This is a genomic window from Actinotalea caeni (assembly GCF_009733795.1).
Lineage (GTDB): Bacteria > Actinomycetota > Actinomycetes > Actinomycetales > Beutenbergiaceae > Pseudactinotalea > Pseudactinotalea caeni.
On the sequence record NZ_WNXX01000019.1, the window covers coordinates 1 to 12,012 of the forward strand.

Sequence of the window (12,012 nt, forward strand, 5' to 3'; positions counted from 1 at the left end):
CGACCGGCCGGAGCGAGCCGCGCATTACGGTGGACCAAGAGAAGGCCTCCCTCGAGTGACGTTGAACACCACTCAGAATGGAGGCCTTCTCCCTACATCCGTGTCACCAACGTGCTGACCGAGTACAGCTAGCGCACGCGCGTGGCGAGCACCTCGTCGTAGTGCGCGTTCTTCATGACTCCGAGCACGTTGCCGAACGGGTCGGTCACCGAGGCGGTGACGAACCCCTCGCCGCGCACCGTCGGGCCGGCCAGTGGCGTCGCGCCGAGCGCCAGCAGCCGCTCGAACGCGGCGTGGACGTCGTCGACCGCCCAGTGCAGCACGCTGCCCCCGGGTGCGCCGACGGGGTAGGGGGCGTAGGCGGCGTCGACGACGCCGACCTCGGTCTCCAGGTCGCCCACGCGCCACTCCGCGTAGGCGGGCGGGCCCTCGACGGGGCGACGGAAGTACGGCTGAGCGCCGAACAGCTCGGTGTACCACGCGATCGCGGCCGGCATGTCGGCGGCGTAGACGTTGACGGTGGCGGGGCCTCGGAACATCTGGGTTCTCCTCTCGAGGTGGGTCGTTGACCAGCCTCGCTGCCAAAGTGCTCATCCAGTGAGCACGTTTCGTGACAGCATCGACACGTGCGCGCGGACCGGTTGGTGGCGGCGACGCTGTACCTGCAGCGGCGCGGTCGCGTGACGGCCGCGGAGCTGGCCGAGCACCTGGAGGTGTCCCTCGCCACGGCGCGGCGCGACCTCGAGGCGCTCGGCGCCGCCGGCATCCCGGTCTACCCGCAACCCGGCCGCCGCGGCGGCTGGCAGCTCGTCGGGGGCGCCCGCACCGACCTGTCCGGGCTCTCCGAGCCCGAGGTCCGTGCGCTGTTCCTCGCGCTGGGCGGCCTCGACGGCGGCGCACCCGCTGCCGGCACCGCGCTCGCCAAGCTGGTGCGCGCCCTGCCCGAGCCGTTCCGCGACGTCGCCGAGGTCGCGTCGTCCGCGCGCCGCCGCGACCCGTCGGGCTGGGAGCGCCCCGCCGACGAGCCGCCGGCGCTGCTCGCACGCCTGGAGGACACCGTGCTGCGGCGTCGTGCCTGCGAGATCGGTTACCGCCGGCGCGGGTCCGCCGGGGTGCGGCACGTCGAGGTCGAGCCCTGGCGGCTGCTCGAGAAGGCCGGGGTCGTCTACCTCCTCGCGGGCACCGCGCGCGGCCCGCGGACGTATCGCGTCGACCGCGTCGTCGCCCTCATGCCTCTCGACCGCACGATCGAGCGGCCCGACGACGGCGAGCTCGACCGCATCTGGGAGGAGACCTCCGACGTCGTGCGGGCGGCCCGCACCGACGTCACCGCCCGGGTGCGCGCCGACCCCGCGGCGCTGCGCGTGCTCGCCGACCTCTTCGGGAGCGCGTTCACCCCGACCGAGGTCGAGGACGAGGCGGTCGTGGCGGCGCACACCGAGCGCGGCCTCGCCGAGCAGCTCGCCGGGTGGGGCGGTCGGGTCCGGGTGCTCGACGCACCTGGCGTTGTCGCCGAGCTCCGCGCGATCGGTGCCGAGCTGCTCGCCGCCTACGACGACGCCACGACCGCCTGAGGCCGCCGGGTGCGCCGCCGCCCCGCGTCGACCACTCGCCCCGGCGGCGGGCGACCGGTGACCTGGTCCGCCGCCCGCGCCGCCCCGATCGTCGACGCCGTGCGCGCGCCGGGCAGGCGCCTGCTCGACCGCCCCGGGCACCCGCTGGCGGCCGAGCTCGACCAGGCGGTCGTTCCGTGGGTGCGCGGCCACCGGGAGCCGATGGGCTTCGTCGCGCTCCTGGTGGGATGATGGGGCCAGGAGGACCAGCATGAGCAGCACCTCACCGGCACGAGCGGCCTGGGTCGACCCGCGCGAGCAGGTCGAGTGGTCGGTGCGGCTCGCCACCGGTCGGCTCGCCGGCCGCCGGTTCGGCTCGCGCGAGGAGGCCGAGGCGTGGGCCGACGCCGCCGCAGGCGACGAGGTCGTCTCCTTCAACCCGGTGTGCGACTGCGAGATGTAGGGCAGGGCTGCCCGTCGGGTGCGCGGCCGCGGGCAGGGCCGAGCACGCTCGCGCGTGCTTAGACTCGGGCGGTGACCTTCTGGATCGGTGTCCTCGCGGTCGCCGTCGGCCTCATGATCTCGATCGCGCTGCACGAGATCGGCCACCTGCTGCCCGCGAAGCGGTTCGGCGTGCGCGTGCCGCAGTACTTCGTCGGCTTCGGCCCCACGGTGTGGTCGCGGCGGCGCGGCGAGACCGAGTACGGCGTCAAGGCGATCCCGCTCGGCGGCTTCGTGCGGATGATCGGCATGTTCCCGCCCGCGCGCGAGACCCTCAGCGAGGACGCCGCCGTCGAGCAGCGGCTCCGCAGCCGCGGCATCCGCGGCTGGGCGCGCAACGTCGCCGAGGACGCCCGCGCGGTGTCGCTCGAGGAGGTCGGGCCGGGGGACGACAAGCGCGCCTTCTACCAGCTCAGCACCCCGAAGAAGCTCGCCGTCATGTTCGGCGGCCCGGTGGTCAACCTCATCCTCAGCGCGCTGCTGTTCACGATCATCCTCTCGGTGATCGGGCTGCCGACGCTCGCCACCAGCACGGTGTCACGCGTGATGCCGTGCGTCGCCTCCGCCACCGGCGAGACCTGCCCGGACGGCGTCGAGGACTCGCCGTCGGCGCTCGCCGGCTTCGAGCAGGGCGACACGATCGTGTCGTGGGGCGGCACCCCGACCGAGGACTGGGCCGACGTCTCGTCGGCGATCCGCAGCGGTGGCACCGACCCGGTCGAGGTCGTGGTCGACCGCGACGGCGAGCAGGTCACGCTCACGGTGACGCCGGCCCTCGTCGAGCGGCCGGTCTACGACGCCGAGACCGGGGAGCCGGTCGTCGACGCCGACGGCACGCAGGTCACCGAGGAGGTCCCCTACGTGGGGCTGGTCGCGCTCGCGGCGCGGGAGCGGCAGCCGGTCACCGCCGTGCCGGGGGTAATCGGGGAGCAGCTGCGGCTGACGGCCGGGGTGGTCCTGACGCTGCCGCAGCGGCTGGTCTCGATCGCTCAGTCGCTGTTCGGCGACGCCGAGCGTGACCCGAACATCGTGGGGATCATCGGCGTCGGCCGCGCGGCGGGCGACCTCACCGAGGCCAGCGCGGAGTCCGGGTTCCTGTCGCAGCTGACGAACATCCTGCTGATCCTCGCGAGCCTCAACATGGCGCTGTTCGTCTTCAACATGATCCCGCTGCCGCCGCTGGACGGCGGGCACATCGCCGGCGCGCTCTACGAGGGCGCCCGACGGCAGGTCGCCCGCTGGCGGGACCGGCCCGACCCGGGCTTCGCCGACACCGCGAAGCTGATGCCGCTCACCTACGGCGTCGTCGTGCTGTTCCTCGGGATGTTCGTGCTGCTCGCCGCCGCCGACATCCTCAAGCCGGTCGCGTTCACCTAGCGGTGCCTGTGAGTTCGGCCACCGGTGGTGCCGGTGGCCGGTGTGCACCACAGGTTCTCCACGTCGCGGTGCGATACTGCCACGGTGACTGTTCCGATCGCTCTCGGCATGCCGACCGTCCAGGAGACGCCTGAGGTTCTCGCGCCCCGACGCAAGAGCCGCAAGATCAAGGTCGGGTCGGTCGAGGTCGGTGGCGACGCCCCGATCTCGGTGCAGTCGATGACGACGACGCCCACCACCGACATCAACTCGACGCTGCAGCAGATCGCCGAGCTGACGGCGTCCGGCTGCGACATCGTGCGCGTCGCGGTGCCCAGCGCCGACGACGCCGAGGCGCTGCCGATCATCGCGAAGAAGTCGCAGATCCCGGTGATCGCCGACATCCACTTCCAGCCGCGCTACGTGTTCGCGGCGATCGACGCCGGCTGCGCCGCCGTGCGCGTCAACCCGGGCAACATCCGCAAGTTCGACGACCAGGTGGGCGCGATCGCCAAGGCCGCCGCGGACGCCGGCGTCTCGCTGCGCATCGGCGTCAACGCCGGCTCGCTCGACAAGCGCCTGCTGGAGAAGTACGGCAAGGCGACCGCCGAGGCGCTCGTCGAGTCCGCCGTCTGGGAGGCGTCGCTGTTCGAGGAGCACGACTTCCACGACTTCAAGATCTCGGTCAAGCACAACGACCCGGTCGTCATGGTGCGCGCCTACGAACTGCTCGCCGAGCGCGGCGACTGGCCGCTGCACCTCGGCGTCACCGAGGCCGGCCCCGCGTTCCAGGGCACGATCAAGTCCGCGACGGCGTTCGGCGCCCTGCTGAGCAAGGGCATCGGCGACACGATCCGGGTCTCGCTGTCGGCGCCGCCGGCCGAGGAGGTCAAGGTCGGTCTGCAGATCCTGCAGTCGCTCAACCTCCGCGAGCGCAGGCTCGAGATCGTCTCCTGCCCCTCCTGCGGCCGCGCCCAGGTCGACGTCTACTCGCTGGCCGACGAGGTCACCGCGGGCCTGGAGGGGCTCGAGGTGCCGCTGCGCGTCGCCGTCATGGGCTGCGTCGTCAACGGCCCGGGGGAGGCCCGCGAGGCCGACCTCGGCGTCGCCTCCGGCAACGGCAAGGGTCAGATCTTCGTCAAGGGCGAGGTCATCGCGACCGTGCCGGAGGACCAGATCGTCGCGACCCTGCTCGAGGAGGCCCACCGCATCGCCGCGACCATGGACGCGTCGGGGCAACCCAGCGTCTCGGTGTCCTGACCGACGGCCATGCGGCGCTGGCCCTGGCAGTCGACGGCCGAGCCGTCCCCGGTGCTCGTGCGTGACGCCCGGCACGTCGACATGGCCAGCGTGCTCGACTTCTGCCGGCGGCAGCCGGTCGAGGCCGCGCTGCTGGGCGAGCACGTCGAGGCGATGCTCACCAGCCCGCAGCTGCGCGACCAGCTGCTGTGCGTCAGCACGCCGGAGGGCCTGCAGGGGCTGTGCTGGACCGGCGGCAACATGGTGCCGCTCGGCATCGACACCTCGCTGATGCCCGAGGTCGCCGCGGAGGTGCGGCGGCGCAACAGGCGCTACTCCTCGATCGTCGGCCCCGCCCGCGAGGTGCTCGCGCTGTGGGACCTGCTCGCGCCGCACGCGCCGCCCGCCCGGGACGTGCGCCCGGAGCAGCCCTCGATGGTCATCGCCGAGGACCCGCACGTCGAGCCCGACCCCGAGGTCCGGCTGACGACCGAGGACGACATCGAGGCGTTGATGCCCGCGTGCGTCGCGATGTTCACCGAGGAGGTCGGCTACTCGCCGCTGAGCGTGGGCGGCGGCTACGAGCGGCGTGTGCGCTCGCTCGTGGCGGCCGGGCGGTCGCTCGCGCGCATCGAGGACGGCCGGGTGGTCTTCAAGGCCGAGCTGGGCACGATCGCGCTCGGCGTCACCCAGGTGCAGGGCGTGTGGGTCGCGCCGGAGCTGCGGGGCCAGGGCCTGGCGCGCGCGGGCATGGCGGCGGTCGTCGCGTACGCGCGGGCGCAGGTCGCCCCGACCGTGTCGCTGTACGTCAACGCCTACAACACCGCGGCGATCCGGGTCTACGACGCCGTGGGGTTCCGCCGCGTCGGGACGTTCGCGACCGTCCTGTTCTGACGCCGTCCCGGGGGGCGGCTACTTCAGCAGCTTCGACATCCGCCGGTCGGCGAGCACCTTGCCGCCGGTCTGGCAGGTGGCGCAGTACTGCAGCGAGGAGTCGGCGAAGCTGACCTCGCGCACCACGTCGCCGCACACCGGGCACGCCTCGCCGGTGCGCCCGTGCACGCGCATGCCCGCACGCTTGGCGTCCTTGAGCTCGGCGGCCGGCTTGCCCGACGACGTCTCGATCGCCGCGCGCAGCGTCTCGCCGATCGCGGTGTGCAGGCGCGCGAGGACATCCTCGTCGGCGGCGATCGCCCTCGTCTGCGCGAACGGGCTGATGCGGGCGACGTGCAGGATCTCGTCGGAGTAGGCGTTGCCGATGCCGGCGATGCCCGACTGGTCGCGCAGCAGCCCCTTGACCTGCTGGTTCCTCGCCGTCAGCAGGTCGCGCAGAGCCTCGCGCGTGAAGTCCTCGGCCAGCGGGTCCGGGCCGAGGGTCGCGACCATCGGCACCTCGGTCGGGTCGGCGACGACGTAGACCGCGAGCTTGCGCCGGGTGCCGGCCTCGGTCAGGTCGAACCCGGTGCCGGCGTCGGTGACGACGCGCAGCGCGAGCGGCGACTTCGGGCTCGGCCGCGGCGTCGTCCTCGGCACCTCGTCGTACCAGCGCAACCAGCCCGCGCGCGCCAGGTGGAACACGAGGTGCCGCTCGCCGTCGGCGGTGGTGATCGCGACGTCGAGCCACTTGCCGTGCCGCGCGACCCCGGTCACCTCGCCGCCGTGCAGCGTCTCGGGGCCGATCGCGAAGGTCTTGAGCGCGGTGAACGCCACCAGCCGGACCTCGCTGATCGTGCGCCCGCGCAGGCGCTCGTCGAGGAAGTCGACCAGGCCCTGGACCTCGGGCATCTCGGGCATGGGGACACGGTAGCCACCCACGCGCGGACCCGCACCGCCCCGGGCGGCGGGCCGGGCCGGGCGGCGTGCGAGGACTCCACCGACGCATAGACTCGCCCGCGTGCTGAGGATGTCGAGCCTGTTCGTCAGGACGTTGCGTGAGGACCCCGCCGATGCCGAGGTCGCGAGCCACAAGTGGCTCGTGCGTGCCGGCTACATCAGGCGTGCCGCACCGGGCATCTACACGTGGCTGCCGCTGGGGCTGCGCGTCCTCGCCAAGGTCGAGGCGGTCGTGCGCGAGGAGATGGACGCGATCGGCGCCCAGGAGGTGCACTTCCCGGCGCTGCTGCCGCGCGAGCCCTACGAGGCCACCGGCCGCTGGACCGAGTACGGGCCCAACCTGTTCCGGCTGCAGGACCGCCGCGGCAACGACATGCTGCTGGCGCCCACGCACGAGGAGATGTTCACGCTGCTCGTCGGCGACACCTACTCCTCGTACAAGGAGCTGCCGCTGACGCTGTACCAGATCCAGACGAAGTACCGCGACGAGGCGCGACCCCGCGCCGGGCTGCTGCGCGGCCGCGAGTTCATCATGAAGGACGCCTACTCCTTCGACCTCGACGACACCGGGCTCGAGAAGTCCTACATGGCCCAGCGCGGCGCCTACCAGCGGATCTTCGACCGGCTCGGGCTGGAGTACGTCATCGTCACCGCCACCTCGGGCGCGATGGGCGGCTCCCGCAGCGAGGAGTTCCTGTTCCCGTGCGACATCGGCGAGGACACGTTCGTGCGCTCGCCCGGCGGCTACGCGGCCAACGTGGAGGCGGTCGCGACGCTGCCCCCGCCGCCGCCCGACCCGGCGGCCGTCGCGGCGCTGCCGCCCGCCGTCGTGCACGACACCCCGAACACGCCCACGATCGAGACGCTCGTCGACGTCGCCAACGCCGAGCACCCGCGCGACGACGGCCGGGCCTGGACGGCCGCGGACACGCTGAAGAACGTCGTGGTCACCTACGTGCACCCGGGCGGGGAGCGTGAGCTCGTCGTCATCGGCATGCCGGGGGACCGGCAGCTGGACCTCAAGCGGCTCGAGGCCGTGGCGTTCCCCGCCGAGGTCGAGCAGGCCACCGAGGACGACCTCAAGGCGCACCCGGAGCTCGTGCCCGGCTACATCGGCCCCGAGGTGCTCGGCCCGAACGCGGGTCAGGGCGAGGACGGCGAGCGCACCTCCGTGCGGTACTACCTCGACCCCCGTGTCGTCGACGGCACCGCCTGGGTCACCGGCGCCAACGAGCCCGGCCGGCACGTGTTCGGGCTGGTCGCCGGTCGCGACTTCACCGCCGACGGCGTGCTCGACGTCGCCGAGGTGCGCGAGGGCGACCCCGCGCCCGACGGCTCCGGCCCGCTGGAGCTCGCGCGCGGCATCGAGATCGGCCACATCTTCGCGCTCGGCCAGAAGTACGCGAAGGCGCTCGACCTCAAGGTCCTCGACGCCAACGGCAAGGCCGTCACGGTGACGATGGGCTCCTACGGCGTGGGTGTGACCCGCGTGCTGGCGTGCATCGCGGAGAAGTACTCCGACGACGCCGGGCTCGCGTGGCCGGTGCAGGTCGCGCCCGCGCACGTGCACGTCGTGGCGACCGGCAAGGACCAGGCGGTCTTCGACGAGGCCGAGCGGCTCGCCGCGGCGCTCGAGGACGCCGGCCTGGAGGTCCTGATCGACGACCGTCCCAAGACCTCGCCGGGCGTGAAGTTCGCCGACTCCGAGATCCTCGGCGTCCCCTACGTCCTCGTCGTCGGCCGCGGGCTCGCGCAGGGCGTCGTCGAGGTGCGCACCCGCGCGACCGGCGAGCGTGTCGAGCTCGCGCCGGACGCCGCGGTGGCGCACCTGACCGAGACCGTCAGGTCTGCGCTGTCCTGACGCCGAGCGGCGCGAGCGCGCGCACGAAGGCCGAGACGTCGGGCGGCTGGTCGCTGAGCAGCCGGAACAGGGCCGAGCGGATCATCGCCTGGCGCGGTGCGCCGTCGGTCCACGCCTCGATCGCGGCGGGGTCGGCGCCCCACCACATCACCGAGTCGAGCACGCACGTCGCCTCGGCCCACAGCGCCGGCCGCCAGTAGGGGGCGACGTCGATGACGACCGGTGAGCCCTCGGCGTCGAGCAGGACGTTGCCCGCCAGGTCGCCGTGCACGAGCTGGTCGGGGCCGAGGGGGGTCTCGTCGCGCTGCTCGGCGAGCTCGCGCGCCAGCGCGCCGGCGGGGGTGTCGTCCAGGTCGTCGGGGATCTCGCCCTCGCCGAACGCGATCCGCTCCGCGCGCGACCACCGGTCGCGCGGCGGCTGGTGGCGCAGCGGCCAGCCGGGGAAGCGCGGCTCGAGCTCGGCGTGCAGCACCGCCCCGACGGCGCGCACAGCCTCGAGGTCGACCAGCAGCACGGCGCCTGGCTCGTAGCGGCTCGCCGACCAGCCCTCGACGACCCAGCTCCCGTCGCGGGCGGGTACGGGCATCGCGACCCGCAGGTCGCGGCGGTCGCGCCCGGCGCGGGTGTCGAGGTCGACGGCGAGGCGGGCCAGCTCGGGAGCGAGCGCGTCCTGCACGAGCGGGTCACGACCGGGGGAGAGCACGAGGTCGCCCGCGCGCACCGACCCGCCCTGGCCGCCCGCGAGAGGCTCGACGTCCCCGGGCACCGCGAACAGGTCGAGGACGTGCTCCGAGGGTGGTTGCATGCCCGCCACGCTACCCAGACGCCTCCGCCGCCAGCCCGGGCAGCGGCGGCAGGTCGGCGCCGGGCCGGTCGAGACCGGCGTCGTGCGCGGCGGCCAGGGCCTGCTGGACGACGCGCAGCCGGTCCTCGCCGGAGGTCGCCGGGACCTGCGCGAGCCAGCACGGCACGAGGTCGGCGACGAGGTCGTCGATCGTGGCCGCGAGGTCGTCGTCGTCGAGCGCGTAGGCGACGAGCCGTGGGTCCTCGGGCGAGTCGGCGACACCGGCGAGCTGGGCCAGGTCCTGCGCCGAGGCGCGCCAGCGCTCGGCCTGGGCCGCGGCGTCGGCACGGGCCTCGGCCTGCGACCGGGCGGCGACGACCTCCCAGGCCTGACCGAGAGCGTCGTACGTGCGCACGAGGTCGGCCGCGGGCGCGGGGTCGAGCGCGTCCGGCAGCGCGGGCTCGACGACGAGCGGCTCCTCACCGAGCGCGGTCGCGAGCTGGTCGGCACGCAGCTGCCGCGACAACGACAGCCCGACGAGCAGCCCCGCCGCGCCTGCGTCGGCATCCGCGGCGGCGGCGCGGTCCTGCGCCGCGGCCGCGGTCAGCTGCGCGAGCACGTCGTCGGCGTCGCCGCGCGGTGCGAGCTCCTGGGCGTACCTGCCGCTGGGCCGCCACACGCCGCCGAGCACCTGCAGGTGCGTGCGCGCGTCGGCGGCGACGGCGGCGAGCACCTCGGCGACGTCGCCGTCGGCCTGGGCGAGCGCGTGCTCGGCGACCTCGGCGAGCCGCTCGGCGGTGACCGCCAGCGCCTGCCGCTGCTGCTCCGCGGGGCCCGGCTCGGCGGGTGCCGGATCGGTCGTCTCCAGCCGCACCGAGCCGCAGCCGGTGAGCAGCGTCGCCGCGAGGGCGAGGAGCACGAGCACGCGACGCATGACCCCGATCCTGTCACGCGGACCGGCCCGCACCCGCCGCCGCTCCGGCCGCGGCCGCGACCCGCCGTGGACGTGCACGCGGGGTCGGAGCCACGTAGGCTGGTCGGACCCACAACTGCACACAGGAGGCACGATGGCGAACGATCTCGCCGCGCGACTGCGCGAGGTCCTCGACCCGGTGGTCGCCGCATCCGATCTGTACCTGGAGGGCGTCGAGGTCACCGGACCGGCACGACGCCGCCTGGTGCGCGTCACGGTCGATCTTCCCGACGGCCCGGGCGGCGTGGGTTCCGACAGGCTCGGGGACGTCTCGCACGCCGTCTCCGAGGCGCTGGACGGCGTCCACGACGCTCTCGAGGGTTCCTACCTGCTCGAGGTGACCACTCCGGGTGTCTCCCGGCCGCTCACCGAGGCCCGCCACTTCCGGCGTGCCGAGGGGCGACTGGTGACCGTGCACACGGCCGAGGGGTCGGTGACCGGTCGTGTCGTCGCGGTCGACGCCGACACCGTGCACCTGGACGAGGAGCGCCGCAAGGGCGGCCCGGTGCGGCACGAGGTGCCGCTGGCGACGATCACCAAGGGCTGCGTCGAGGTCGAGCTCCGGCGCGCGGGCGAGGACGGGGAGGCCTGACATGGACATCGACATGGCCACGCTGCGGATGGTCGAGCGCGAGCGGGAGATCCCGCTCGACGTGCTCGTCACCGCGATCGAGCAGGCGCTGCTGTCGGCCTACCACCGCACGCCCGGCGCCTACCCGCACGCGCGGGTCGTCCTCGACCGCACGACCGGCCACGTGTCGGTGCTCGCGCGCGAGGTGCTCGAGGCCTCCGAGGACGACGCGGACGACAGCGGCGAGCCGCGGCTCGGCCCCGAGTTCGACGACACCCCCGAGGGTTTCGGCCGCATCGCGACCTCGACCGCGCGGCAGGTGATCGTGCAGCGGCTGCGCGACGCCGAGGACGAGCAGGTGCTCGGCGCGTTCCGCGGCAAGGAGGGCGACATCGTCGCCGGGATCATCCAGCAGGGCGGCGGCCCGCACAACGTGATGATCGAGATCGGCGGTGTCGAGGCGACGCTGCCGCAGCACGAGCAGGTGCCGACCGAGACCTACGCGCACGGCGAGCGGATCCGCGCCTACGTGCTCGACGTCAGCCGGGGCATGCGGGGGCCGCAGATCACGGTGTCGCGCACCCACCCGAACCTCGTCAAGCGGCTGTTCGCGCACGAGGTGCCCGAGATCGCCGACGGCTCGGTCGAGATCGCCGCGATCGCGCGCGAGGCCGGCCACCGCACGAAGATCGCGGTGCGCTCGCGCGTGCAGGGGCTGGGCGCCAAGGGCGCGTGCATCGGCCCGATGGGGCAGCGCGTGCGGGCGGTCATGGCCGAGCTGCGCGGCGAGAAGATCGACATCGTCGACTTCTCCGAGGACCCGGCGACCTTCGTGGCGTCGGCGCTCTCGCCCGCCCGGGTGAGCAGCGTCCAGATCGTCGACGCCGAGGCACGCTCCGCGCGGGTCGTCGTGCCCGACTACCAGCTCTCGCTCGCGATCGGCAAGGAGGGCCAGAACGCCCGCCTCGCCGCGCGACTGACCGGCTGGAAGATCGACATCCGCCCCGACACCGAGGAGCAGGAGGGCGCCTGAGCGCCGGCGGCCGCCGCCGCGGCCTCGCGAGGACGCGGGCGGCCGACGAGCGCGTCGTCGCCCTCGGCAGCGACCGCAGCGACCGCAACGGTCTGCTGACGCTGCTGCGCGCGGGCGACGGCGACGTCGTCCGGCCCGGCCTGCCCGAGCTGGACCGGCACACCTGCGCCGGCTCGACGGCGCCCCCCCGCGTGCGTCGGGGCCGCCCTCCTCGGCGTCGCCGAGCGCGCCGGAGCCGCGTACCGGCTGCCCGTCCTGGGGTGACGCGGCGCCGCGGGACACGCCCGGGAGCGGTCGGAGGGTGCCCG

General features: G+C 74.2%; 13 protein-coding genes. 9 read left to right on the forward strand and 4 right to left on the reverse strand.

The genetic code is table 11. The annotated features are described in order from the left end of the window. Positions 1-128: 128 nt before the first annotated feature. The gene (locus GPA02_RS14675) at positions 129-539 is read right to left on the reverse strand and encodes a VOC family protein (protein WP_156200963.1); all 411 of its coding nucleotides are present in this window, start codon (positions 537-539) and stop codon (positions 129-131) included. Between the two features lie 87 nt (positions 540-626). Here GPA02_RS14675 and GPA02_RS14680 point away from each other — a divergent pair, with 87 nt between their 5' ends. The 6 genes from GPA02_RS14680 (at position 627) to GPA02_RS14705 (ending at position 5,543) form a co-directional block, all read left to right on the forward strand. Continuing rightward, positions 627-1,574 carry a helix-turn-helix transcriptional regulator gene (locus GPA02_RS14680; RefSeq protein WP_156200966.1) on the forward strand — a complete coding sequence of 316 codons (948 nt, stop codon included), beginning with the start codon at positions 627-629 and terminating at the stop codon, positions 1,572-1,574. A gap of 57 nt (positions 1,575-1,631) precedes the next feature. Continuing rightward, a complete protein-coding gene (locus GPA02_RS14685) occupies positions 1,632-1,805 on the forward strand; it encodes a hypothetical protein (RefSeq protein ID WP_156200968.1) in 174 nt (57 codons plus the stop codon). Between the two features lie 19 nt (positions 1,806-1,824). Then, complete coding sequence (locus tag GPA02_RS14690; RefSeq protein WP_156200969.1) at positions 1,825-2,016, forward strand: hypothetical protein; 192 nt, start codon at positions 1,825-1,827, stop codon at positions 2,014-2,016. A gap of 71 nt (positions 2,017-2,087) precedes the next feature. Next, entirely contained in the window at positions 2,088-3,431 is a 1,344-nt protein-coding gene (locus GPA02_RS14695) for a M50 family metallopeptidase (RefSeq protein WP_156200971.1), read from the forward strand. Between the two features lie 84 nt (positions 3,432-3,515). Beyond that, positions 3,516-4,670, forward strand: a complete 1,155-nt coding sequence (gene ispG, locus GPA02_RS14700; RefSeq protein WP_156200973.1) for a flavodoxin-dependent (E)-4-hydroxy-3-methylbut-2-enyl-diphosphate synthase — start codon at positions 3,516-3,518, stop codon at positions 4,668-4,670. Between the two features lie 9 nt (positions 4,671-4,679). Continuing rightward, complete coding sequence (locus GPA02_RS14705; RefSeq protein ID WP_156200975.1) at positions 4,680-5,543, forward strand: GNAT family N-acetyltransferase; 864 nt, start codon at positions 4,680-4,682, stop codon at positions 5,541-5,543. 18 nt (positions 5,544-5,561) lie between these two features. Here GPA02_RS14705 and GPA02_RS14710 read toward each other — a convergent pair whose 3' ends face one another. Next, positions 5,562-6,443 (reverse strand): Fpg/Nei family DNA glycosylase, encoded by an 882-nt coding sequence (locus tag GPA02_RS14710; RefSeq protein ID WP_156200976.1) that lies wholly within the window; start codon positions 6,441-6,443, stop codon positions 5,562-5,564. 109 nt (positions 6,444-6,552) lie between these two features. Between GPA02_RS14710 and GPA02_RS14715 the strand changes: the two genes are divergently transcribed. Next, positions 6,553-8,343 carry a proline--tRNA ligase gene (locus GPA02_RS14715; protein WP_156201090.1) on the forward strand — a complete coding sequence of 597 codons (1,791 nt, stop codon included), beginning with the start codon at positions 6,553-6,555 and terminating at the stop codon, positions 8,341-8,343. On the opposite strand, the gene GPA02_RS14720 is transcribed toward GPA02_RS14715, so the two are convergent. Both GPA02_RS14720 and GPA02_RS14725 read right to left on the reverse strand, forming a co-directional pair. Next, on the reverse strand, positions 8,324-9,148 hold the full coding sequence (locus GPA02_RS14720) for an aminoglycoside phosphotransferase (protein WP_156200978.1): 825 nt from the start codon (positions 9,146-9,148) through the stop codon (positions 8,324-8,326). The genes GPA02_RS14715 and GPA02_RS14720 overlap by 20 nt on opposite strands. A gap of 10 nt (positions 9,149-9,158) precedes the next feature. Beyond that, positions 9,159-10,061, reverse strand: a complete 903-nt coding sequence (locus tag GPA02_RS14725) for a hypothetical protein (RefSeq protein ID WP_156200980.1) — start codon at positions 10,059-10,061, stop codon at positions 9,159-9,161. Between the two features lie 133 nt (positions 10,062-10,194). Between GPA02_RS14725 and GPA02_RS14730 the strand changes: the two genes are divergently transcribed. Both GPA02_RS14730 and nusA read left to right on the forward strand, forming a co-directional pair. Further along, the gene (locus tag GPA02_RS14730) at positions 10,195-10,692 is read left to right on the forward strand and encodes a ribosome maturation factor RimP (RefSeq protein WP_156200982.1); all 498 of its coding nucleotides are present in this window, start codon (positions 10,195-10,197) and stop codon (positions 10,690-10,692) included. 1 nt (position 10,693) lies between these two features. Beyond that, positions 10,694-11,704 (forward strand): transcription termination factor NusA, encoded by a 1,011-nt coding sequence (gene nusA / locus GPA02_RS14735; protein WP_156200984.1) that lies wholly within the window; start codon positions 10,694-10,696, stop codon positions 11,702-11,704. Positions 11,705-12,012: the final 308 nt, after the last annotated feature.

What these genes read in the sequence shown, in the direction of transcription:
- GPA02_RS14675 (WP_156200963.1), bottom strand. Translation starts at nt 539, where the DNA reads ATGTTCCGAGGCCCCGCCACCGTCAACGTCTACGCCGCCGACATGCCG.
- GPA02_RS14690 (WP_156200969.1), top strand. Translation starts at nt 1,825, where the DNA reads ATGAGCAGCACCTCACCGGCACGAGCGGCCTGGGTCGACCCGCGCGAG.
- GPA02_RS14705 (WP_156200975.1), top strand. Translation starts at nt 4,680, where the DNA reads ATGCGGCGCTGGCCCTGGCAGTCGACGGCCGAGCCGTCCCCGGTGCTC.
- GPA02_RS14710 (WP_156200976.1), bottom strand. Translation starts at nt 6,443, where the DNA reads ATGCCCGAGATGCCCGAGGTCCAGGGCCTGGTCGACTTCCTCGACGAG.
- GPA02_RS14715 (WP_156201090.1), top strand. Translation starts at nt 6,553, where the DNA reads ATGTCGAGCCTGTTCGTCAGGACGTTGCGTGAGGACCCCGCCGATGCC.
- GPA02_RS14720 (WP_156200978.1), bottom strand. Translation starts at nt 9,148, where the DNA reads ATGCAACCACCCTCGGAGCACGTCCTCGACCTGTTCGCGGTGCCCGGG.
- GPA02_RS14725 (WP_156200980.1), bottom strand. Translation starts at nt 10,061, where the DNA reads ATGCGTCGCGTGCTCGTGCTCCTCGCCCTCGCGGCGACGCTGCTCACC.
- GPA02_RS14730 (WP_156200982.1), top strand. Translation starts at nt 10,195, where the DNA reads ATGGCGAACGATCTCGCCGCGCGACTGCGCGAGGTCCTCGACCCGGTG.
- nusA (WP_156200984.1), top strand. Translation starts at nt 10,694, where the DNA reads ATGGACATCGACATGGCCACGCTGCGGATGGTCGAGCGCGAGCGGGAG.